The organism is Mycobacterium timonense, from assembly GCF_025821985.1.
Lineage (GTDB): Bacteria > Actinomycetota > Actinomycetes > Mycobacteriales > Mycobacteriaceae > Mycobacterium > Mycobacterium avium.
In genome coordinates this window covers 1-24,543 of sequence record NZ_JACKSY010000023.1, presented here as the reverse complement: position 1 = coordinate 24,543, position 24,543 = coordinate 1, and the positions used below count along the sequence as shown (strand labels likewise).

The following is a 24,543-nucleotide window of genomic DNA, read 5'->3' as shown; positions in this document are numbered from 1 at the left end:
CTGCATAACCATGCAGAATCGTCGAAATGGCCGACGTGATGAGGGTGGCGGTAGCCGGTGCCAGCGGCTATGCGGGCGGTGAAATCCTACGCCTGCTGCTCGGGCACCCGGCTTACGCCCAGGGGCGGCTGACGATCGGCGCGGTGACCGCCGCGGCCAGCGCCGGCAGCCCGCTCGGCGAGCATCACCCGCACCTGACGCCGTTGGCCCAGCGCGTGCTGGAGCCCACCGACGCCGCCGTGCTGGCCGGCCACGACGTGGTGTTTCTGGCGTTGCCGCACGGACATTCGGCGGCGCTGGCCGACCAGCTCGGCGCCGACACGCTGATCGTCGACTGCGGCGCGGACTTCCGGCTGACCGACGCCGCCGCCTGGGAACGGTTCTACGGCGCGCCGCACGCCGGCAGTTGGCCCTACGGGCTCCCGGAGCTGCCCGGGGCGCGCGAGCGGCTGCGCGGCGCCCGCCGGATCGCGGTGCCGGGCTGCTACCCGACCGCGGCGCTGCTGGCCCTGCTGCCCGCGATGGCCGAGGACCTGATCGAGCCCGCCGTCACCGTGGTCGCCGTCAGCGGCACCTCCGGAGCCGGTCGCGCCGCCAAGACCGACCTACTGGGCTCGGAGGTCATCGGGTCGGCGCGGGCCTACAACATCGCCGGGGCGCACCGGCACACCCCCGAGATCGCCCAGGGCCTGGCGGCCGTGTCCGGACGCGACGTCACGGTGTCGTTCACCCCGGTGCTGATCCCGACCTCGCGCGGCATCCTGGCCACCTGCACCGCCCGCACCACCGCGCCGTTGTCGGCGCTTCGGGCCGCATACGAAAAGACTTATGACGCAGAGCCTTTCATCTACCTGATGCCCGAGGGACAGCTGCCGCGGACCGGGGCGGTGATCGGCAGCAACGCGGCGCACATCGCGGTGGCGGTGGACGAGGCGGCGGGCGTGCTGGTGGCGATCGCCGCGATCGACAACCTGGTCAAGGGAACCGCCGGGGCGGCCGTGCAGTCGATGAACCTGGCGCTGGGTTGGCCGGAGACACAAGGACTTTCGGTGATCGGGGTGGCGCCGTGACCGAGACGGTGAACGCGGCGCGGCTGCTGCGCGAACAGGGCGTCACCGCGCCGGCCGGCTTCCGGGCCGCCGGCATCGCCGCGGGGATCAAGGCGTCGGGCAAGCGCGACCTGGCCCTGGTCTTCAACGAGGGACCCGACTACGGCGCCGCCGGCGTGTTCACCCGCAACAAGGTCAAGGCCGCGCCGGTGCTGTGGAGCCAGCAGGTGGTGACCACCGGCGCGTTGCGCGCCGTCATCCTGAACTCGGGCGGCGCCAACGCCTGCACCGGGCCGGGCGGCTTCCAGGACGCCCACGCCACCGCCGAAGCCGTCGCCGCCGCGCTGTCGGACTGGGGCACCGAGACCGGCGCCATCGAGGTCGCGGTGTGCTCCACCGGGCTGATCGGCGACCGGCTGCCGATGGACAAGCTGCTCGCCGGGGTGCGCACCATCGTGCAGGACATGGCTGGCGGCCTGTCCGGCGGCGACGACGCCGCGCAGGCCATCATGACCACCGACACCGTGCCCAAACAGGTTGCGCTGCACCATCCCGGCAACTGGACCGTCGGCGGGATGGCCAAGGGCGCGGGCATGATCGCGCCGTCGCTGGCCACCATGCTGTGCGTGCTCACCACCGACGCGGCCGTCGACCCGGTGGCGCTGGACACCGCGCTGCGCCGCGCCACCGCCGCCACCTTCGACCGGCTCGACATCGACGGCGCGTGTTCGACCAACGACACGGTGCTGCTGCTGGCCTCCGGAGCCAGCGCGATCACGCCGGCGCAGGCCGATCTCGACGACGCGGTGCTGCGGGTCTGCGATGACCTGTGCGCTCAGCTGCAGGCCGACGCCGAGGGCGTCACCAAACGTGTCAACGTCACCGTCACCGGCGCGGCCAGTGACGACGACGCCGTCGTCGCCGCCCGGACCATCGCCCGCGACAGCCTGGTCAAGACGGCGGTGTTCGGCTCCGACCCCAACTGGGGCCGGGTGGTCGCCGCCGTCGGCATCGCGCCGATCGCGCTGGATCCCGACCGGATGACGGTGTCGTTCAACGGTTCCGCGGTCTTCGCCGACGGCGTCGGCACACCCGGCGCGCGGGAGGTGGACCTGTCCGGGCCCGACATCGACATCACCGTCGACCTGCGGCTCGGCGACGGGCGGGCCACCATCCGCACCACCGACCTGTCGCACGGCTACGTCGAAGAGAATTCGGCCTACAGCTCATGACGCCCTCGACCGAAGCGCTGCCCACCGCGGTCAAGGCGCAGGTGCTGGCCGAAGCGCTGCCCTGGCTCAAGCAGCTGCACGGCAAGATTGTGGTGATCAAGTACGGCGGCAACGCCATGACCGACGACACCCTGCGGCGCGCCTTCGCCGCCGACATGGCGTTCCTGCGCAACTGCGGCATCCACCCCGTCGTCGTGCACGGCGGCGGGCCGCAGATCACCGCGATGCTGCGCCGGCTGGGCATCCCTGGCGACTTCAAGGGCGGATTCCGGGTCACCACACCGGAAGTGCTCGACGTGGCGCGGATGGTGCTGTTCGGCCAGGTCGGCCGCGAACTGGTCAACCTGATCAACGCGCACGGCCCGTACGCGGTCGGCATCACCGGCGAGGACGCCCAGCTGTTCACCGCCGTGCGGCGCAGCGTCACCGTGGACGGCGTGACCACCGACATCGGCCTGGTGGGCGACGTGGAGCGGGTCAACGCCGCCGCGGTGCTGGATCTGATTGCGGCGCGGCGCATTCCGGTGGTGTCGACGCTGGCCCCGGACGCCGAAGGGGTGGTACACAACATCAACGCCGACACCGCGGCGGCGGCGCTGGCCGAAGCCCTGGGCGCCGAGAAGCTGCTGATGCTCACCGATGTCGAGGGCCTGTACACCAGCTGGCCCAACCGTGATTCGCTGGTCAGCGAGATCGACACGGCCACACTGTCCCAACTGCTACCCACGCTGGAGGCGGGCATGATCCCCAAGGTCGAGGCGTGTCTGCGGGCGGTGTCCGCGGGCGTGCCCAGCGCGCACGTCATCGACGGGCGGGTCGAACACTGTGTGCTGGTGGAGCTTTTCACCGACGCGGGCACCGGCACCAAGGTGGTGAGCTCGTGACGAAGGGTGCCTTGCCAGCCGCCGAGCGTCACGCCAGCGTGGCGTTCGGCGCCGAGAACCACCCCAGCGTGACGCTCGGGAAGGGGGATCGGCGATGGTGACAAACACGGACGCGCTGCGGCGGCGCTGGGAGGCCGTGATGATGCACAACTACGGCACCCCGCCGGTCGCGCTGGCCAGCGGCGAGGGCGCCGTGGTCACCGACGTCGACGGCAACACCTACCTCGACCTGCTCGGCGGCATCGCGGTCAACGTGCTGGGCCATCGCCACCCGGCGATCATCGAGGCCGTCACGAAGCAGCTGTCGACGCTGGGCCACACCTCGAATCTGTATGCCACCGAGCCGAGTCTGGCGCTGGCCGAGGAACTGGTGGCCCTGCTGGGCGCCGGCCACGAACCAGCCGGCCACGAATCCGGCGGCACCGAATCCGCGGGCACGGCGCGGGTGTTCTTCTGCAACTCCGGAACCGAGGCCAACGAGGTCGCGTTCAAGCTGTCGCGGCTCACCGGCCGCACCAAACTCGTTGCGGCGCAAGAGGCCTTCCACGGCCGGACCATGGGTTCGCTGGCGCTGACCGGTCAGCCCAGCAAGCAGGCGCCGTTCGCGCCGCTGCCCGGCGACGTCACGCACGTGCCCTACGGCGACACCGAGGCGCTGGCCGCCGCGGTCGACGACGGCACCGCCGCGGTGTTTTTGGAACCGATCATGGGGGAGAGCGGCGTCGTCGTCCCACCCGAGGGATACCTGGCCGCCGCCCGCGACATCACCGCACGGCACGGCGCGCTGCTGGTGCTCGACGAGGTGCAGACCGGAATGGGCCGCACCGGAACGTTTTTCGCCCATCAGCACGACGGCATCACCCCCGACGTGGTGACGCTGGCCAAGGGGCTCGGCGGCGGCTTGCCGATCGGCGCCTGCCTGGCCGTCGGTCCGGCCGCCGACCTGCTGACCCCGGGCCTGCACGGCAGCACCTTCGGCGGCAACCCGGTGTGCGCGGCCGCGGCGCTCGCGGTGTTGCGGGTGCTGGTTTCGGAGAACCTGGTCCGGCACGCCGAGGTGCTGGGCAAGTCGCTGCACCAGGGCATCGAGGGGCTCGGCCATCCGCTGGTCGACCACGTGCGCGGGCGCGGACTGCTGTGCGGGGTGGTGCTGACCGCGCCGCGCGCCAAGGACGCCGAGGCGGCCGCCCGCGAGGCCGGATTCCTGGTGAATGCCGCCGCCCCCGGCGTCATCCGGCTGGCTCCGCCGCTGATCGTGACCGAGGCCCAGATCGACGGCTTCATCGCGGCGCTGCCCGGCATTCTCGACAGGGCCGCGGCATGACCCCCCGGCATTTCCTGCGCGACGACGACCTGTCGCCGGCCGAGCAGGCCGAGGTGTTGGCGCTGGCCGCCGAGCTGAAGAAGGACCCGTTCAGCGCGCGCCCGCTGGAGGGCCCGCGCGGGGTCGCGGTGCTCTTCGACAAGAACTCCACCCGCACCCGGTTCTCGTTCGAGGTGGGCATCGCCCAGCTCGGCGGGCACGCCGTGGTCGTCGACGCCCGCAGCACCCAGCTGGGCCGCGACGAGACGCTGGAGGACACCGCCCGGGTGCTGTCCCGCTACGTCGAGGCCATCGTGTGGCGGACGTTCGAGCAGCACCGCCTCGAGGCGATGGCCGGCGCCGCGACCGTGCCGGTGATCAACGCGCTCTCCGACGAGTTCCATCCCTGCCAGGTGCTCGCCGACCTACAGGCCATCGCCGAGCACAAGGGGTCGCTGAGCGGCCTGCGGATGTGCTACCTCGGTGACGGCGCCAACAACATGGCCCACTCGCTGATGCTGGGCGGGGTCACGGCCGGCATCCACGTCACCATCGCCGCCCCGGACGGCTTCACCCCGGCACCGGAATTCGTGGCAGCGGCCCGGCGGCGCGCCGAAAGCACCGGCGCCACGGTCACTCTCACCACCGACGCGCGGACGGCCGCGCGCGGTGTCGACGTCTTGGTCACCGACACCTGGACGTCGATGGGGCAGGAGGACGACGGCCTGGACCGCCGCACACCGTTTTGGCCGTATCAGCTCAACGCCGACCTGGTGTCCCTCGCGGATCCGGAAGCCATTGTGCTGCACTGCCTTCCGGCCCACCGCGGCGAGGAGATCACCGACGAGGTGATGGACGGGCCGTCCAGCGTCGTCTGGGACGAGGCCGAAAACCGGTTGCACGCGCAAAAGGCGCTGCTCACCTGGCTTTTGGAGCGGCAGGCATGACCCGCTCGAAGAGCGCCCCCGAAACCACCCGGGCCGCCCGGCAGGCCCGCATCGTGGCGATCCTGTCGTCGGCGCAGGTGCGCAGCCAGAGCGAGCTGGCGGCGCTGCTGGCCGACGAGGGCATCGAGGTCACCCAGGCCACCCTGTCGCGCGACCTCGAGGAGCTGGGCGCGGTCAAACTGCGCGGCGCCGACGGCGGGGTCGGCGTCTACATGGTCCCCGAGGACGGCAGCCCGGTGCGCGGCGTATCGGGCGGCACCGCAAGGCTTTCCCGGTTGCTGAGCGAGCTGCTGGTCTCGGCCGACGCCAGCGCGAACCTCGCGGTGCTGCGCACTCCGCCGGGCGCCGCCGACTACCTGGCCAGCGCCATCGACCGGGCGGCGCTACCGTACGTCGTCGGCACCATCGCCGGCGACGACACCGTGTTCGTCGCCGCCCGCGATCCGATGACGGGCGCGGAGCTGGCCGACACATTGGAAAAACTCACCTAAAGCGGTTCAACTTAAGGAGATTGGTTCATGTCAGAACGCGTCATCCTGGCGTATTCCGGCGGTCTGGACACCTCGGTGGCCATCAGCTGGATCGGCAAGGAGACCGGCCGTGAGGTCGTAGCGGTGGCGATCGACCTCGGCCAGGGCGGCGAAGACATGGAGGTCATCCGCCAGCGCGCCCTGGACTGCGGCGCGGTGGAGGCCGTCGTCGTGGACGCCCGCGACGAATTCGCCGAGGGCTATTGCCTGCCCACCATCCGCAACAACGCCCTCTACATGGACCGCTACCCGCTGGTGTCGGCGATCAGCCGGCCGCTGATCGTCAAGCACCTGGTGGCCGCGGCCCGCGAGCACGGCGGCAGCATCGTCGCGCACGGCTGCACCGGCAAGGGCAACGACCAGGTCCGCTTCGAGGTCGGATTCGCTTCGCTGGCACCGGATCTCGAGGTGCTGGCCCCGGTGCGCGATTACGCGTGGACGCGGGAGAAGGCGATCGCGTTCGCCGAGGAGAACGCCATCCCGATCAACGTGACCAAACGCTCGCCATTCTCCATCGACCAGAACGTGTGGGGTCGCGCGGTGGAAACCGGTTTCCTGGAACACCTTTGGAACGCGCCCACCAAGGACGTCTACGCCTACACCGAGGACCCCACGCTGAACTGGAGCACCCCCGACGAGGTGATCGTCGGGTTCGAGCGCGGGGTTCCGGTGTCCATCGACGGCAAGCCGGTGTCGGTGCTGGGCGCCATCGAGGAACTCAACGCCCGCGCCGGCGCCCAGGGGGTGGGGCGCCTGGACGTCGTGGAGGACCGGCTGGTGGGCATCAAGAGCCGCGAGATCTACGAGGCGCCCGGCGCCATGGTGCTCATCACCGCGCACACCGAGCTCGAGCACGTCACGCTGGAGCGGGAGCTGGGCCGGTTCAAGCGGCACACCGATCAGCGCTGGGCCGAGCTGGTGTACGACGGGTTGTGGTATTCGCCGCTGAAGGCTGCGCTGGAAAGCTTCGTCGACAAGACCCAGGAGCACGTCACCGGCGAGATCCGAATGGTGTTGCACGGCGGCCACATTGCCGTCAACGGCCGGCGCAGCGCCGAATCGCTCTACGACTTCAACCTGGCCACCTACGACGAGGGCGACAGCTTCGACCAGTCGGCGGCGAAGGGTTTCGTCTACGTGCACGGGCTGTCGTCGAAGATCGCCTCCCGCCGGGACCAGCGGTGAGCTTTCCCGCAAGAGGGCGCGCCGGGGGGCGCGCGTGAGCACCCGCGAGGGGTCGCTGTGGGGCGGGCGGTTCGCCGACGGCCCGTCCGACGCGCTGGCCGCCCTGAGCAAGTCCACCCACTTCGACTGGGTGCTGGCCCCCTACGACATCGTCGCCTCCCGGGCGCACACCGTGATCCTGTACCGGGCCGGGCTGCTGTCCGAGGAGCAGCGCGACGGGCTGTTGGCCGGGCTGGACAGCCTGGCGGAAGACGTGGCCGACGGCAGCTTCACCCCGCTGGTCACCGACGAGGACGTGCACGCGGCGCTGGAGCGCGGCCTGATCGACCGCGTCGGGCCCGACCTGGGCGGGCGGCTGCGGGCCGGCCGGTCGCGCAACGACCAGGTGGCCACCCTGTTCCGGATGTGGCTGCGCGACGCCGTGCGCCGCGTCGCGGCCGGGGCGCTGGACGTGGTGGGGGCGCTGGTCGCCCAGGCCGCCGCCCACCCCGAGGCCATCATGCCGGGCAAGACGCACCTGCAGTCCGCGCAGCCGGTGCTGCTGGCCCACCATCTGCTCGCGCACGCCCACCCGCTACTGCGCGACGTCGACCGCATCGTCGACTTCGACAAGCGCGCCGCGGTGTCCCCGTACGGCTCGGGGGCGCTGGCCGGCTCGTCGCTGGGCCTGGACCCGGACGCGATCGCCGCGGAGCTGGGGTTTGCCAGCGCCGCCGACAACTCGATCGACGCCACCGCGTCCCGGGACTTCGCCGCCGAGGCCGCGTTCGTCTTCGCCATGATCGGCGTCGACCTGTCCCGGCTGGCCGAGGACGTCATCCTGTGGAGCTCGACGGAGTTCGGCTACGTCAAGCTGCACGACGCCTGGTCCACCGGCAGCTCGATCATGCCGCAGAAGAAGAACCCGGACATCGCCGAGCTGGCCCGCGGCAAGTCGGGGCGGCTGATCGGCAACCTGGCCGGGCTGCTGGCCACGCTGAAGGCCCAACCGCTGGCCTACAACCGCGACCTGCAGGAGGACAAGGAACCGGTGTTCGACGCGGTGGCCCAGCTGGAGCTGGTGCTGCCCGCGATGGCCGGCCTGGTCGGCAGCCTGACCTTCGACGTGCAGCGGATGGCCGCGCTGGCCCCCGCCGGCTACACGCTGGCCACCGACATCGCCGAATGGCTGGTGCGCCAGGGCGTGCCGTTCCGGTCCGCGCACGAGGCCGCCGGGGCCGCGGTGCGCGCCGCCGAGCAGCGGGCCGTCGGGCTCGACGAGCTGACCGACGACGAACTGGCCGCCATCAGCCCGGCCCTGACGCCGCAGGTACGGGAGGTTTTGACGATCGAGGGCTCGGTGTCCTCCCGGGACGCGCGGGGCGGCACCGCGCCGGCGCGGGTCGTCGAGCAGATCGACACCGTGGCGGCCACCGCCGCGCGGCTGCGCGAGCGGCTCGGCGGCCCGGCCTGAGATGGCTTCGATTTACCTGCCGGTAAATTGCAACCGGACTAGACTTCCCGCTCGAGCGATGCGGCTGAACCTGTCAGCCCGACCGGTCGTGATCAAGGGGTGGGTGCAATGAGCGTCATCGCCGGCGTGTTCGGTGCGCTGCCGCCGCACCGCTATCCGCAGCGTGAGCTCACCGACTTCTTCGTCAGCATCCCCGAATTCGAAGGCTACGAGGACATCGTGCGGCAGCTGCATGCCAGCGCCAAGGTCGGCAGCCGCCATCTGGTGCTGCCGCTCGAGCAATACCCCACGCTGACCGACTTCGGCGTGGCCAACCGGATCTTCATCGACCACGCGGTGACCCTGGGCTGCGCGGCGCTGTCCGGCGCGCTCGACGAGGCCGGCCTGAAACCCGAAGACCTCGACGTGCTGATCACCACCACGGTCACCGGCCTGGCGGTGCCCTCGGTGGACGCCCGGATCGCCGCGCGGCTCGGTCTGCGCGACGACGTGCGCCGGGTGCCGCTGTTCGGGCTCGGCTGCGTGGCCGGCGCCGCCGGGGTGGCCCGCATGCACGACTACCTGCGCGGCGCACCGGACGCCGTCGCCGCCCTGGTCTCGGTCGAGCTGTGCTCGCTGACCTACCCCGGCTACAAGCCGTCGCTGGCCGGGCTGGTCGGCAGCGCCCTGTTCGCCGACGGCGCCGGGGCCGTGGTGGCGGTGGGCGAGCGGCGCGCCGAGCAGCTCGACGCCGCCGGCCCCAGCGTCCTGGATTCGCGCAGCCACCTGTATCCGGATTCGCTGCGCACCATGGGCTACGACGTGGGCGCGACGGGATTCGAGCTGGTGCTGTCCAAGGACGTCGCGGCCGTCGTCGAGCAGTACATCGAGGACGACGTCACCGGATTCCTCGGGGCGCACGGCCTGACCACCAACGACATCGGCGCCTTCGTCAGCCATCCGGGCGGGCCCAAGGTGATCGAGGCGATCAACGCCGCCCTCGGCCTGCCGCCGGAGGCGCTGGAACTGACCTGGCGGTCACTCGGCGAGATCGGCAACCTGTCGTCGGCGTCGGTGCTGCACGTGCTGCGCGACACCCTCGCCAAGCCGCCGCCGAGCGACAGCCCCGGCCTGATGCTCGCGATGGGTCCGGGTTTCTGCTCCGAACTGGTGTTGTTGCGTTGGCACTGACCCTCGCCCGTGCACGAATGCGGAAGTATCGCTGTGAGTGACACCCGAGGCCGCCTCCGATGAGCGGCGACACCGAGGAACTGGTCCGGGCGCTGCGCCAGTCGCTGAAGGAGAACGAGCGGCTCAAGCGCGAGAACCGCCGGTACCTGGTCGCGGCGACCGAACCCGTGGCCGTGGTGGGCATGGGTTGCCGCTACCCGGGCGGCGTGGATTCGCCCGAGGCGTTGTGGGAGATGGTGGTCGAGGGCCGCGACGTCGTCTCGGAGTTTCCCGCCGACCGCGGCTGGGACCTGGCCGGGCTGTTCGACGCCGATCCCGACGCGGTCGGCAAGTCGTACTGCCGGTGCGGCGGATTCCTCACCGGCGTGGGCGATTTCGATGCCGCGTTCTTCGGGATCGCACCCAGTGAGGCGCTGGCGATGGACCCCCAGCAGCGGCTGCTGCTCGAGGTGTCCTGGGAAGCGTTGGAGCGGGCCGGAATCGACCCCGCCACGCTGCGCGGATCGGCGACCGGGGTGTTCGCCGGGATATTCCACGGCTCCTACGGCGGCCAGGGCCGGGTGCCCGGAAACCTGGAGCGATACGGCCTGCGCGGCTCGACGCTGAGCGTGGCCTCGGGGCGGGTGGCCTACGCGCTGGGCCTGGAAGGCCCGGCGGTGTCGGTCGACACCGCGTGTTCGTCGTCGTTGGTGGCGCTGCACCTGGCGGCGCAGTCGCTGCGCTCCGGCGAATGCGACCTGGCGCTGGCCGGCGGGGTGACGGTGATGGCCACCCCCGCGATGTTCATCGAGTTCAGCCGGCAGCGGGCGCTGGCCGCCGACGGCCGCTGCAAGGCCTACGCGGGCGCCGCGGACGGCACCGGCTTCTCCGAAGGCGTCGGGGTGCTGGTGCTGGAGCGGCTGAGCGATGCACGGCGACTGGGACATTCGGTGCTGGCGGTGCTGCGCGGCTCCGCGGTCAACCAGGACGGCGCGTCCAACGGCCTGGCCACCCCCAACGGTCCGTCGCAGCAGCGGGTGATCCGGGCGGCGCTGGCCAACGCCCGGCTCGGCGCGGCCGACGTGGACCTGGTGGAAGGGCATGGGACGGGCACCATGCTGGGCGATCCCATTGAGGCCCAAGCGCTTTTGGCGACCTACGGCCAGGACCGCCCGGTCGACGAACCGCTGTGGTTGGGGTCGATCAAATCCAACATGGGTCACACCTCGGCCGCGGCCGGCGCCGGCGGGGTGATCAAGATGGTCCAGGCGATTCGGCACGGGGTGATGCCCAAGACCCTGCACGTGGACGAGCCGACGCCGCAGGTGGATTGGTCGGCCGGGGCGGTGTCGCTGCTCACCGAGGCGCGGCCCTGGCCGGCGCGGGATCGGCCGCGCCGCGCGGGCGTCTCGTCGTTCGGCATCAGCGGCACCAACGCGCACGTCATCGTCGAGCAGTATGAGCCGGAAACCGTTGCGCCCCAAGGGGGTGACGTGGTGGTGCCGTGGGTGCTCTCGGCGCGCTCGGCCGAGGCGTTGACGAACCAGGCGGCGCGGCTGCTGGCGCGGGTGAAGGCCGATCCCGGCGTGCGGGTGCTGGACGTGGGCTGGTCGCTGGTGTCGACGCGGTCGCGGTTCGAGCACCGGGCGGTGATCGTCGGCGCCGACGGCGCGCAGCTGCTTCGCCGGCTGGCCGATCTGGCGGGCGGGCAGCCGGGGGCGGGCGTGGTGACCGGCCGGGCCCAGCCGGTGGGCAAGACGGTTTTCGTGTTCCCCGGCCAGGGCTCGCAATGGCCCGGCATGGGCGCTCAATTGCTGGACCGCTCAACGGTATTCGCCGAACACATGCATCGGTGTGCTCGGGCGTTGGCCGAGCACGTCGACTGGTCGCTGATCGACGTCATCCGCGGGGCACCGGGCGCGCCCGGGCTGGACCGGGTGGACGTGGTGCAGCCGGCGCTGTGGGCGGTGATGGTGTCGCTGGCCGAGTTGTGGCGTTCGGTGGGTGTGGTTCCCGACGCCGTGATCGGTCACTCCCAGGGCGAGATCGCGGCGGCCTGTGTGGCCGGGGCGCTGTCGCTGCACGACGCCGCGCGGGTGGTGGCGCTGCGCAGCCGGCTGCTGGTGCGGCTGTCGGGCCGCGGCGGCATGGTCTCGCTGGCCTGCGGACGCTCGCGCGCCGAGCAGCTGATCGCCCCCTGGGGTGAGCGATTGAATATCGCCACCGTCAACGGGATTTCGGCGGTGGTGGTGTCCGGCGAGGTGGATGCCCTGACGGAACTGCTGGACCGGTGCGCGGCCGACGACATCCGTGCCCGCCGGATCGACGTCGACTACGCCTCGCATTCGGTTCAGGTGGAGGAAATTCGCGATTCGCTCGCCGAGGCGCTGCGCGGTATCGCGCCGCGGTCGTCGGCGGTGGCGTTCTTCTCCACGGTCACCGGCGAACTGATGGACACCGCCGCGCTGGACGGCGACTACTGGTTCCGCAGCATCCGGCAGACGGTGCAATTCGAGCGGGCGGTGCGCGGCGCCGCCGAAGCGGGCTATCGGGCGTTCATCGAGTGCAGCCCGCATCCGGTGCTGACGGCCGCCATCGAAGAAACCATGCCCGACGGCGGTCAGGGCTGCGTCATCCCGTCGCTGGGCCGCGACGACGGCGGACCGGACCGGTTCTGGCTCTCGGCCGGCCAGGCGTTCGTGTCGGGCGTGGTCGTGGACTGGTGCGCGATGCTGGACGGGCTGGGCGGCCGCCGCGTCGACCTGCCGACGTACGGGTTTGTGCGGCAACACTTTTGGCTGCCCGGCGGGTCGACGGGATCCTCCGACGTCGCCGCCCTGGGGCTGCGCGGCGCCGAGCACGGGCTGCTCGGCGCGGTGCTGCCGCGGCCCGATTCCGGGGGTGTGGTGCTGACCGGCCGGCTGTCGACGTCCGCGCAGGCGTGGCTGGCCGATCATGCGGTGGGCGACACGGTGTTGTTTCCCGGGGCGGGGTTCGTCGAGTTGGCCATCCGGGCCGGCGACGAGGTTGGCTGCGGCGTGATCGACGAGCTGACGTTGTCGGCCCCGTTGCCGCTGCCCGCGTCCGGTGGTGTGCGGCTGCAGCTGGTGGTCGGCGCGCCCGACGAGGCGGGACGCCGCCCGCTGTCGGTGTATTCGGCTGCCGCACACCAGGATTCGGAGTGGATGCTGCACGCGGAGGGTGTGCTGCGGACCGGGACGGTGACACCGGCCGGCGACCTGTCGATCTGGCCGCCGATCGGGGCGACCGCGGTCGACGTCACCGGCGGGTACGCCCGGCTCGCGCAGCGGGGCTACGAATACGGCCGGGCCTTCCGGGGTTTGCGGGCGATGTGGCAGCGCGGCGACGAGATCTTCGCCGAGGTCGCCCTGCCCGACGACGCCGCCGCCGGTGACGATTTCGGCGTCCATCCGGTGTTGCTGGACGCCGCGCTGCACGCGCTCGGTGTGGCGGGCGAGAAGGACCAGACCGTGTTGCCGTTCTCCTGGCAGGGGGTGGCGTTGCACGCCTCGGGCGCGTCGCGGGCGCGGGTCCGGATCGCCCCGGCCGGGGCCGGCGCGGTGTCGGTGGAATTGGCGGACGGCGCGGGCCTGCCGGTGCTGTCGGTGCGGTCGGTGACGATGCGCCCGGTCTCACCGGGGCAGCTGAGCGCGGCGATGGGCACCGCGCAGCCCTCGGGGCTGCTCGACGTGATCTGGTCGCCGATCGCACTGGGCGGCAACGATCTTGGTGACGAGGTCACGCTGTGGGAGCCGGGCGAACACGGCGGCGACGTGGTGAAGTCGGTGCACGCGGCGGTCACCGAGACGCTGGCGGTGCTGCAATCCTGGTTGGACGGTGAGGGCGCCGGGGTGCTGGCCGTGCAGACCCACGGGGCCGTGGCCCTGGCCGGGGAGGACGTTTCGGACCTGGCCGGTGCGGCGGTGTGGGGCCTGGTGCGGTCGGCGCAGGCCGAGCATCCGGGCCGCCTGGTGCTGATCGACTCCGACGGATCCCTGGACGCCAGGGCGGTAATCCCTTGCGGCGAGCCACAAGTGGTGGTTCGCCAGGGTGTGGCCCATGCGGCCCGGCTGCGGCCGGCGCGGGCCGGCGCGACGCTCGGGCTGCCGTCCGGGGCGTGGCGGTTGGACGCCGGCGGCGAGGGCACGCTGGGGGACCTGGTGGTCAGCCGGTGCCCGCGAACGGAATTGGCGGACGGGCAGGTGCGGGTCGCGGTGGCCGCGGTCGGGGTCAACTTCCGGGATGTGCTGGTGGCCCTGGGCATGTATCCCGGCGGCGGCCGGCTGGGCGCCGAAGGCGCCGGCGTGGTCGTGGAGGTGGGGCCCGCGGTGACCGGCCTGGCCGTCGGTGACCCGGTGATGGGGCTGCTGGGGGTGGTCGGGTCCGAAGCGGTGGTGGATCAGCGATTGCTGACTGCCGTGCCGCCGGGTCTGTCGCTGGTGGCGGCGGCGGGCGTGCCGGTGGTGTTCCTGACGGCGCTTTACGGGTTGTCGGTGCTTTCCGGGCTGCGGCCCGGCGAGCGGGTGCTGGTGCACACCGCCACCGGCGGAGTGGGCATGGCCGCGGTGCAACTGGCCCGCCACTACGGCGCCGAGGTCTTCGCCACCGCCAGCCGCGGCAAGTGGGACACCTTGCGCGCGATGGGATTCGACGACGACCACATCGGTGATTCGCGCAGCCCGGACTTCGAGCAGAAGTTCCTCGCGGCCACCGGCGGGGCCGGGGTCGACGTCGTGCTCAACTCGCTGGCCGGCGAGTTCACCGACGCGTCGCTGCGGCTGCTGGCCCCCGGCGGGCGGTTCATCGAGATGGGCAAGACCGACGTGCGTGACCCGGACGTCGTCGCGCAGCGGTACCGCGGGGCGCGCTATCGGGCGTTCGATCTGATGGAGGCCGGCCCCGACCGCACCGCGGCGATGCTGGCCGAAATCGTGGGACTGCTGCGAGCGGGTGTGCTGACACCGTTGCCGCTCAAGACATTCGACGTGCGCTGCGCGTCGACGGCCTACCGGTATGTCAGCCAGGCCCGCCACATCGGCAAGGTGGTGCTGACCGTGCCGTCCGGGCCCGGCGAGGTGCTCAGCGGGTGCGGGGGCGGGCTGGCGCAGTCCACCGTGCTGATTACCGGCGGCACCGGGATGGCCGGTTCGGCGCTGGCCCGCCATCTCGTCGACCGCTACCGGGTGGGCCATGTGGTGCTGGTCAGCCGCACCGGCGCGCAGGCCGCCGGAGCCGCCGAGTTGGTGGACGAGCTGCAGCGGGCGGGCGCGTCGGCGTCGGTGCTGGCCTGTGACGTCGGCGATCGCGACGCGGTGGCCACCATGCTGGCCGGGCTACCGTCGGGCTATCCGCTGCGCGGGATCGTGCACGCCGCCGGGATCCTCGACGACGGGCTGCTGTCCTCGCTGACCCCGGACCGGGTGGATGCGGTGCTGCGGGCCAAGGTGGACGGCGCCTGGAACCTGCACGAGCTGACCAAGGACCTGGATTTGTCGGCGTTCGTGGTGTTTTCGTCGATGGCCGGGATCGTGGGCACGCCCGGTCAGGCCAACTACGCGGCGGCCAACAGCTTTCTGGACGGGCTGGTTGCCCACCGGCGCGCCGACGGGCTCGCCGGCCTGTCGCTGGCGTGGGGGCTGTGGGAACAGGCCTCGGCGATGACCGCCCACCTCGGCGACCGCGACAAGGCCCGGATGAGCCGGATCGGGCTGGCGCCGTTGTCCACCGAACAGGCGCTGGCGGCGTTCGACGCCGCCATGCTGGTCGAGACGCCGGTGCTGGTGGCGGCCCGGCTGGACCGTGCCGCGCTGTCGGAGAACATCGCCGCGCTGCCCCCGCTGTTGCGCGAGCTGGCCGCCGGCCCCACCCGCCGCGTCATCGACGACGCGGACGTCACCGCGTCGATGAGCGGGCTTGCCGCGCGGCTGCACGGCCTGAGTCCCGAGGCGCGCCGGCGCGAGCTGGTCGACCTGGTGTGCGGCAACGCGGCGATGGTGCTCGGGGTGCCCAACCCGGCGGACATCAACGCCGGCCGGGCGTTCCAGGACCTCGGGTTCGACTCGCTGACCGCGGTCGAACTGCGCAACAGGCTGAAAAACGCTACCGGGCTTACCCTTTCGCCAACACTGATCTTCGACTATCCGACACCGGTGGTGCTGGCCGAGCACCTCGACTCCCGGCTGGCCGGCTCCGGCGGCGACGACCAGCCCGACCTGATGGGTCGCTTCAACGACATCACCCGCGAGCTGCAGGCGCTGCTGGGCGCGCCCCACTGGAATTCCGACGACAAGGCCGTGCTGCGGGCCCGCATCCACGGCCTGCTCGGCGCGCTTCCGGCCGGTGACGGGCCCGATTCCGCACCGCTCGACGAAGACCTGGAAGCCGCCACCGAGAGCCAACTCTTTGCGATCCTCGATGAAGAACTCGGCCGCTGACACCCCGCAAGGAGCGCCGATGCCGGGCACCGAGCAGCACCTCGACTACCTGAAGCGCCTCACGGCCGATCTCAGGCGGACCCGGCGGCGGGTCGCGGAGCTGGAAGGCCGGCTGTCCGAACCGGTGGCGGTGGTGGGCATGGCGTGCCGCTACGCCGGCGGGGTGGACTCGCCGGAAGCGTTGTGGGACCTCGTGATCGAGGGCCGCGACACGGTGTCGGACTTTCCGGTCGACCGCGGCTGGGATGTCGAGGGGTTGTACGACCCCGATCCGGACGCCAAGGGCAAGATGTACACCCGGCAGGGCAGTTTTCTGCAGCACGCGGGCGACTTCGACGCCGGGTTCTTCGGCATCGGACCCAGCGAGGCGCTGGCCATGGATCCCCAGCAACGGATCATGCTGGAGATCTGCTGGGAAGCCTTGGAGCGGGCCGGCATTGATCCCTCGGCGTTGCGCGGCACGGCGACCGGGGTTTTCGCCGGCGTCATCCACGCCGGCTACGGCGGCGAGGTGAAGGGCGAGCTGGAGGGCTACGGCCTCACCGGCTCGACGTTGAGCGTGACCTCGGGCCGGGTGTCCTACGTGCTGGGCCTGGAGGGGCCGGCGGTGTCGGTGGACACCGCGTGCTCGTCGTCGCTGGTCGCCATGCACCTGGCCGCGCAGTCGCTGCGGTCCGGCGAGTGCGACCTGGCGCTGGCCGGCGGTGTCACCGTGATGGCCACGCCCGCGGCGTTCGTCGAGTTCAGCCGGCAGCGGGCGCTGGCGCCCGACGGCCGCTGCAAGGTGTATGCCGGTGCGGCCGACGGCACTTCGTGGTCGGAAGGCGCCGGTGTGCTGGTGCTGGAGCGGTTGGCCGACGCCCGTCGGCTGGGACACCCGGTGTGGGCGGTGCTGCGGGGCAGCGCGGTCAACCAGGACGGCGCGTCCAACGGCCTGACCGCCCCCAACGGGCCTTCGCAGCAGCGGGTGATCCGGGCGGCGCTGGCCAACGCCGGCCTGTCGGCCGTGGACGTGGACGTGGTCGAGGGCCACGGCACCGGCACGGTGCTCGGCGATCCCATTGAGGCCCAAGCGCTTTTGGCGACCTACGGCCAGGACCGCCCGGCGGACCGGCCGCTGTGGCTGGGCTCGATCAAATCCAACATCGGTCACACCTCGGCGGCGGCCGGGGTGGCCGGGGTGATCAAGATGGTGCAGGCGCTCCGGCACGGGGTGATGCCCAAGACGATGCACGTGGACGTCCCGTCGCCGCATGTGGATTGGTCGGCCGGGGCGGTGTCGCTGCTGACCGACCCGCGGCCCTGGCCGGAGCACGGCGGGCCGCGCCGCGCCGGGGTGTCGTCGTTCGGGATCAGCGGCACCAACGCGCATGTGATCGTCGAGCAGGCCCCCGCGGCCGCCGAGACCGAGGCCGCACCCGCATCGTCTACTATGCCCGATGCTGTTGTGCCGTGGGTGGTTTCGGCCCGTTCGGCCGAGGCGTTGGCCGGGCAGGCCCGCCGGTTGCTGGACCATGTGACCGCCGACGCGCAGGCGAGTCCACTGGACGTGGGGTGGTCGTTGGTTAGCACCCGGGCGGTGTTCGAGCATCGCGCGGTGGTGGTGGGCCGCGAGCGTGGCGCGTTGGCAACGGGTTTGGCGGGTCTGGCGTCGGGGCGGCCGGGCCCGGCCACCGTGGTGGGGCGGGCTCGGTCGACGGGCAAGACGGTGTTGGTGTTTCCCGGTCAGGGCTCGCAGACGTTGGGGATGGGCCGGCAGCTGTACGAGAGGTTCGAGGTGTTCGCCGGGGCGTTGGATGAGGCTGTCGCGGTGGTGGACGAGCATTCCCGGCTGTCGGTGCGTGAGGTGATGTGGGGCGCCGATCCGGAGTTGTTGCAGAGCACGGAGTTTGCCCAGCCGNGGTGTTCGCCGGGGCGTTGGATGAGGCTGTCGCGGTGGTGGACGAGCATTCCCGGCTGTCGGTGCGTGAGGTGATGTGGGGCGCCGATCCGGAGTTGTTGCAGAGCACGGAGTTTGCCCAGCCGGCGTTGTTCGTGTTCGAGGTGGCGTTGGCGGCGTTGTGGGAATCCTTGGGTGTGACACCGGATGTGGTGATGGGGCATTCGGTGGGTGAGATCGCCGCGGCGTGTGTGGCGGGGGTGTTGTCGCTGCGGGATGCGGCGCGGTTGGTGGCGGCCCGGGGTGCGTTGATGGCGGCGCTGCCGCCCGGCGGGTGGTGATGGGGCATTCGGTGGGTGAGATCGCCGCGGCGTGTGTGGCGGGGGTGTTGTCGCTGCGGGATGCGGCGCGGTTGGTGGCGGCCCGGGGTGCGTTGATGGCGGCGCTGCCGCCCGGCGGGGTGATGGTGGCGGTGACCGCGGGCGAGTCGCAGGTGGGGCCGCTGCTGGGTGGTGGGGTGAGCATCGCGGCGGTCAACGGCCCCGACGCGGTGGTGCTCTCCGGTGAGCAGGAAGCCGTGGCGGCGGTGGCGGACCGGTTGGCCGGCTCCGGCGCAAGGGTGCACCGGTTGGCGGTCTCGCATGCGTTTCACTCGGCTCTGATGGAGCCGATGCTGGACGGTTTCGCCGCCGCGGCGGCCGGTATCGAGCCGCGGCCCCCGCGAATCCCTTTGGTGTCCAACCTGACCGGACAACTGGCCGGCCCCGGCTACGGCACGCCACAGTACTGGGTGGACCATGTCCGCCGGCCGGTCCGGTTCGTCGACGGTGTGCGGCTGGCCGAATCCCAGGGTGCCGGCGTGTTCCTGGAAGTCGGCCCGGGCGCGGCCCTGACGTCCGCGGTCGAACAATCGCTGACGTCCGACCGGGCGATGTCGGTGGTGACCATGCCCAAGGGCCGCCCCGAAGTCGACTCGCTGCTGACCGCGGCCGCGCGGCTGTTCACGGCCGGCGCCGACGTGCGATGGTCCGCGGCGTTCACCGGCCTGCACGCCCGCCGGGTCGACCTGCCGACGTATGCCTTTGCGCGGCGCCGGTTTTGGCTGTCCGGCGACGCGGTGGGCTCGGCGAACATCGCCAGCCTGGGGTTGGCCGAGGCCGAGCACCCGCTGCTGGGCGCGGTGCTGGACCGGCCGGATTCCGGTGGCGTGGTGTTGACCGGCCGGCTCTCGACGGCCGCCCAGCCGTGGCTGGCCGACCACGCGGTGGCCGGCACGGTGCTGTTCCCCGGCGCGGGTTTCGTGGAACTGGCGTTGCGCGCCGGCGACGAGGTCGGCTGCCCGGTGGTCGAGGAGCTGACGCTGTCGGCGCCGCTGTCACTGCCCGCGGGCGGCACCGTGCAGCTTCAGGTGGTGGTGGCCGACGCGGCCGGGCAGCCGGGCTCGCGGTCGGTTGCGGTGTATTCGCGTGTCGCGCAATCGGAGTGGACTCTGCACGCCGAAGGTGTGCTGAGCGAGGCGGCGCCGGCCCCGGCGGCGGAGCTGTCGGTGTGGCCGCCGGCGGATGCCGAGGCGGTCGACGTGGCCGGCGGCTACGACGACTTGGCGGGGCGGGGCTACGGGTACGGCCCGGCCTTCCGGGGGTTGCGGGCCGTGTGGCGGCGCGGGGCCGAGACGTTCGCCGAGGTGGAATTGCCGGAGCAGGCCGGCGTTTCGACGGGCCGCTTCGGCATCCATCCGGTGCTGCTGGACGCGGCGTTGCACGCGTTAGGGGTGGCCGACAAGCGGCTGGAGACGGTGTTGCCGTTCTCCTGGCAGGGCGTGAGCCTGCACGCGGCCGGCGCGTCGCGGGTCCGGGTCAGGTTGGCGCCGGCCGGCGCCGGCGCCGTGTCGGTCGAACTGGCCGACGCGTCGGGGGTCCCCGTGCTGTCGGTGCGGGAGCTGGTCACCCGTGCCGTGTCGGCCGAGCAGCTGGCCGCGGCCGTGGCGGTCCGCTCCGGCAGCGGTGAGCTGCTGGACGTGGCGTGGTCGGTGATCGAGCCGCGGAACTCGTTGCCCGACAACCCAATCAGCGAAGGCGTCACGGTCTGGGAGCCCGCCGCTGTCGATGGCGCCGGACCGGCCGCGGTCCATGCGGCCACGCATCAGGCGCTGGGCGTGCTGCAGTCCCGGCTCGCCGGCGAGGCGGGCGGCGTGCTGGTGGTGTCGACCCGCGGCGCGGTGGGTCTGCCGGGGGAGGACGTCGCGGATCTGGCCGGCGCGGCGGTGTGGGGATTGGTGCGCTCGGCGCAGGCCGAGCACCCGGGCCGGGTGGTGCTGGTCGACACCGACGGCTCGCTGGACCTCGCCACGGTGATCGGTTGCGGCGAACCGCAACTGGTGGTGCGCGACGGCGTGGCCTACCGCGCCCGGTTGAGACCCGCCGGGCGGCGGGCGCTGCTGGAACTGCCCGGGCCGCCGGCGGTGTGGCGGCTGGCCGCCGGCGACGCCGGGACGCTCGAAGACCTGGCGGTGCAGGAACACCCCGCCGCGGAGTTGGCCCCCGGGCAGGTGCGGGTGCGGGTGGCCGCGGCCGGGGTGAACTTCCGGGATGTGTTGGTCGCGTTGGGGATGTATCCGGGTGCGGCCCAGTTGGGCGCCGAGGGCGCCGGGGTCGTGACCGAGGTCGGCGCCGGTGTCACCGATGTGGCCGTCGGTGATGCGGTGATGGGCATCTTCGGGCTGGTGGGCTCCGAAGCCGCCGTCGACCGCCGGTTGGTGACCCGGGTGCCGCCCGGCTGGTCGATGGCTCAGGCCGCCGGCATCCCGGTGGTGTTCCTGACGGCGTATTACGGGCTGTCGGTGCTGGCCGGGCTGCGGGCCGGGCAGCGGGTGCTGGTGCACGCCGCCACCGGCGGGGTGGGCATGGCCGCCGTGCAGCTGGCCCGGCATTGGGGTGCGGAGGTGTTCGCCACGGCCAGTCGCGGCAAGTGGGACACGTTGCGCGCCATGGGTTTCGACGATGCGCACATCGCGGATTCCCGGACCCTGGATTTCGAGCAGAAGTTCGGTGCCGCCCCCGGCGGCATGGACGTGGTGCTCAACTCGCTGGCCGGCGAGTTCAACGATGCGTCGTTGCGGCTGCTGGGCCCCGGCGGGCGGTTCATCGAAATGGGTAAGACGGACCTGCGGGATCCCGACGTCGTCGCGCGGGCCCATCCCGGGGTGCGCTACCGGGCGTTCGACCTGATGGAGGCCGGCCCGGACCGCATCGCGGCGATGCTGGCCGAAGTGATGGAGTTATTCGCCGCCGGGGCGTTGACGCCGTTGCCCGTCAAGGCTTTTGACGCGCGCTGCGCGGCCGACGCCTACCGGTTCGTCAGTGCGGCCCGGCACATCGGCAAGGTGGTGCTGACCATGCCGGACGGGCCGGCCGGGCTCTCCGGCGGCACCGCGCTGATCACCGGCGCCACCGGCATGGCGGGCGCGGCGCTGGCTCGTCACCTGGTCGCCCGGCACCGGGTGCCGCACCTGATGCTGGTCGGCCGCCGCGGCGAAGCCGCACCCGGAATGGCCGAGCTGGCCGCCGAATTGCGGGGCGCCGGCGCGTCGGTGTCGGTGCTGTCCTGCGACGTCGGCGACCGCGATGCGGTGGCCGCGATGCTGGCTCAGGTGCCGGCGCGCTACCCGTTGCGGTCGGTGTTCCATGCCGCGGGGGTGCTCGACGACGCGGTGATCGCCTCGCTGACCCCGGCGCGCATCGACACGGTGCTGCGGGCCAAGGTGGACGGCGCCTGGAACCTGCACGAGCTGACCAAGGACCTGGATTTGTCGGCGTTCGTGGTGTTTTCGTCGATGGCCGGGATCGTCGGTGCGCCGGGGCAGGGGAACTACGCGGCGGCCAACAGCTTCCTGGACGCGCTGGCAATCCACCGGCACGCGCACGGGCTGCCGGCCCTGTCGGTGGCCTGGGGGATGTGGGAAGAGCCGTCGGCGATGACCGCCCACCTCGAGGAGCGTGACAAGGCCAGGATGAGCCGGGCCGGGCTGAGCGCGCTGTCCACCCGGCAGGCGCTGGACCTGCTGGACGACGCCCTGCTCGGGGAGCAGCCGCTGGTGGTCGGCACCCGGCTGGACCGGGCCGCGCTGGCCCAGCACCGCGCAGCGCTGCCGCCGCTGCTGAGCGAGCTGGCCGGCCGCCCGGCCCGCCGGATGCTCGAGCACACCGACATGGTGTCGCTGACGGGCCTGCGAGCCCGGCTGGCCGGCATGAATCCCGAACAGCGCCAGGCCGAACTGGTGGAGCTGGTGTGCGGCAACGCGGCCGCGGTGCTGGGACACAGCACCGCCGACGTCGACCCCGGCGATGCCTTCAGCGATCTCGGATTCGATTCGCTCACCGCGGTCGAGCTGCGCAACCGGCTCAAAATCGCGACCGGGCTTACGCTTTCGCCCACAGTGATCTTCGACCACCCCACGCCGGCCGCGCTCGCCGAACACCTCGGCGGCCAGCTGACCAGCGCCGGCCCGACCCCCGCGGCGCCGGCCGAGACCGCCGCGCCACCCGATCGGTCGTCCCGCATCGACGAGGTCGTGAGCGAACTGCAGACCCTGCTCACCCAGCCGGGGTTGAGCCCGGGGGACCGGGCACAGCTGGTCACCCGGCTGCAAAGCCTGCTGTCGACGCCGCCCCAGCCCAGCGGGCACCCGGAATTCCCCGAGGACGCCTTCGACGACGACATCGCCACCGCCACCGACAGCCAGCTCTTCGCGATCCTCGACGACGAAGCCGGTCCCTGACAGTGCCCCCGACCGACGTAGCGATCATCGGGATGGCATGCCGGTTCCCCGGCGCGCCGGACCCCGGCTCCTTCTGGCGTCTGCTGCGCGACGGGCGCGAAGTCACCCGATTCGCCGGGGAGGCCGCGGAATTCGACGCCGACTTCTTCAACCTGTCGCCGCGCGAGGCGGCCGCGATGGACCCGCGGCAGCGCCTGGCCCTCGAGCTGGCCTGGGAACTGCTCGAAGATGCCTTCATCGTCGCCGAAACGCTACGCGGAGAAGCGGTTTCGGTGTACCTGGGTGCGATGACCGACGATTACGCCGCGCTGACGCTGCGTGACGTCCCCGACAACGTGGACCACCACACCTTCACCGGCGTCAGCCGGGGCATGATCGCCAACCGGATCTCGTACCTGCTCGGGCTGCGCGGCGCCAGCATGACCGTCGACTCCGGCCAGTCGTCCTCGCTGGTCGCGGTGCACCTGGGCTGCGAGAGCGTGCGCAGCGGGCAGGCGCCGCTGGCCATCGCGGGCGGCGTCCATCTCAACCTGGCCGACGAAATCGCCCTGCTGGAACGCGAATTCGGCGCGGTGTCGGTGTCGGGTCACACGTATGCCTTCGACCGGCGCGCCGACGGCTACGTGCGCGGCGAGGGCGGCGGGCTGGTGCTGCTCAAACCGTTGGCGGCGGCCCGGCGGGACGGCGACCGCATCCACGCCGTCATCCGCGCCACCGCGGTGGGCAACGCCGGGCACGGCGCGCCCGCCCAGACCCTGCCATCGGCGGCCGCCGAGGCCGACGTGATCGGCCGCGCGCTGGCCGAGGCCGGCCTGGGCGGCGCCGACATCGACTACGTCGAGGCGCACGGCACCGGCACCAGGGTCGGCGACGCCGTCGAAACCCAAGCGCTGGGCCGGATTTTCGCCGAACGATCCCACCACCCGGTGTCGGTGGGATCGGTGAAGACCAACATCGGCCACGCCGCCAGCGCCGCCGGGATCGCGGGCCTGCTCAAGGCGGTCCTGGCCATCGAACACGCCGCGATCCCGCCGAACCTGCACTTCGAGCGCCCCGACCCCGACATCGACCTGAACCGTCTCGGCCTGCGCGTCAATACCGCGCTGGCGCCGTGGCCGGACCGCGGCGGGCCGCGGCGCGCCGGCGTCTCGTCCTTCGGGATGGGCGGCACCAACGCACACGTCATCGTGGAACAGGATGCGGCGCAACAGAATCCAACTCCAGCGTCCGCGCCGGCCGACGTCGCACTGCCCTGGGTGCTCTCGGCCCGCTCCGAACGGGCGCTGGCCCTGCAGGCGCAACGGCTGTCGGCCCACCTCGCCGAGCGACCGCAGGCGAGTCCACTGGACGTGGGGTGGTCGTTGGTCAGCGCCCGGGCGGTGTTCGAGCATCGCGCGGTGCTGGTGGGATGCGAGCGTGGCGTGCTGGCAACGGGTTTGGCGGGTGTGGCGTCGGGGCGGCCGGATGCGGCCACCGTGGTGGGGCGGGCCCGGGCGACGGGCAAGACGGTGTTGGTGTTTCCCGGTCAGGGCTCGCAGACGTTGGGGATGGGCCGGCAGCTGTACGAGAGGTTCGTGGTGTTCGCCGGGGCGTTGGATGAGGCTGTCGCGGTGGTGGACGAGCATTCCCGGCTGTCGGTGCGTGAGGTGATGTGGGGCGCCGATCCGGAGTTGTTGCAGAGCACGGAGTTTGCCCAGCCG

The 24,543-nt window shown here is 72.2% G+C and carries 10 protein-coding genes and 2 pseudogenes; all 12 read left to right on the top strand.

What is annotated here, in order from left to right; all coding sequences use genetic code 11:
- Positions 1-10 precede the first annotated feature (10 nt).
- Positions 11-1,070: pseudogene (argC, locus tag H7I87_RS07340) on the top strand (N-acetyl-gamma-glutamyl-phosphate reductase).
- Positions 1,067-2,281, top strand: coding sequence for a bifunctional glutamate N-acetyltransferase/amino-acid acetyltransferase ArgJ (argJ, locus tag H7I87_RS07335; RefSeq protein WP_009977303.1), 1,215 nt, complete (start codon positions 1,067-1,069; stop codon positions 2,279-2,281). The pseudogene argC and the gene argJ overlap by 4 nt, the downstream one beginning before the upstream one ends.
- Positions 2,278-3,165, top strand: coding sequence for an acetylglutamate kinase (gene argB / locus H7I87_RS07330; protein WP_011725268.1), 888 nt, complete (start codon positions 2,278-2,280; stop codon positions 3,163-3,165). The genes argJ and argB overlap by 4 nt, the downstream gene beginning before the upstream one ends.
- A 94-nt stretch (positions 3,166-3,259) precedes the next feature.
- Positions 3,260-4,489 carry an acetylornithine transaminase gene (locus H7I87_RS07325; RefSeq protein WP_063967187.1) on the top strand — a complete coding sequence of 410 codons (1,230 nt, stop codon included), beginning with the start codon at positions 3,260-3,262 and terminating at the stop codon, positions 4,487-4,489.
- A complete protein-coding gene (argF, locus tag H7I87_RS07320) occupies positions 4,486-5,415 on the top strand; it encodes an ornithine carbamoyltransferase (protein WP_011725266.1) in 930 nt (309 codons plus the stop codon). Before H7I87_RS07325 ends, argF begins: the two co-directional genes overlap by 4 nt.
- Complete coding sequence (locus H7I87_RS07315) at positions 5,412-5,906, top strand: arginine repressor (protein WP_011725265.1); 495 nt, start codon at positions 5,412-5,414, stop codon at positions 5,904-5,906. Before argF ends, H7I87_RS07315 begins: the two co-directional genes overlap by 4 nt.
- A gap of 27 nt (positions 5,907-5,933) precedes the next feature.
- Complete coding sequence (locus H7I87_RS07310) at positions 5,934-7,130, top strand: argininosuccinate synthase (protein ID WP_009977300.1); 1,197 nt, start codon at positions 5,934-5,936, stop codon at positions 7,128-7,130.
- Positions 7,131-7,164: 34 nt separating this feature from the next.
- Complete coding sequence (argH, locus tag H7I87_RS07305; RefSeq protein WP_011725264.1) at positions 7,165-8,583, top strand: argininosuccinate lyase; 1,419 nt, start codon at positions 7,165-7,167, stop codon at positions 8,581-8,583.
- Positions 8,584-8,691: 108 nt separating this feature from the next.
- Entirely contained in the window at positions 8,692-9,753 is a 1,062-nt protein-coding gene (locus H7I87_RS07300; RefSeq protein ID WP_011725263.1) for a type III polyketide synthase, read from the top strand.
- Between the two features lie 59 nt (positions 9,754-9,812).
- Positions 9,813-16,187 (top strand): type I polyketide synthase, encoded by a 6,375-nt coding sequence (locus H7I87_RS07295; protein ID WP_033727042.1) that lies wholly within the window; start codon positions 9,813-9,815, stop codon positions 16,185-16,187.
- Between the two features lie 19 nt (positions 16,188-16,206).
- Positions 16,207-22,843 (top strand): annotated as a pseudogene (locus H7I87_RS07285) (SDR family NAD(P)-dependent oxidoreductase); the annotation flags it as partial.
- A gap of 2 nt (positions 22,844-22,845) precedes the next feature.
- The coding region (locus H7I87_RS07280; protein WP_264002630.1) for a beta-ketoacyl synthase N-terminal-like domain-containing protein at positions 22,846-24,543 on the top strand (1,698 nt) is incomplete at its 3' end.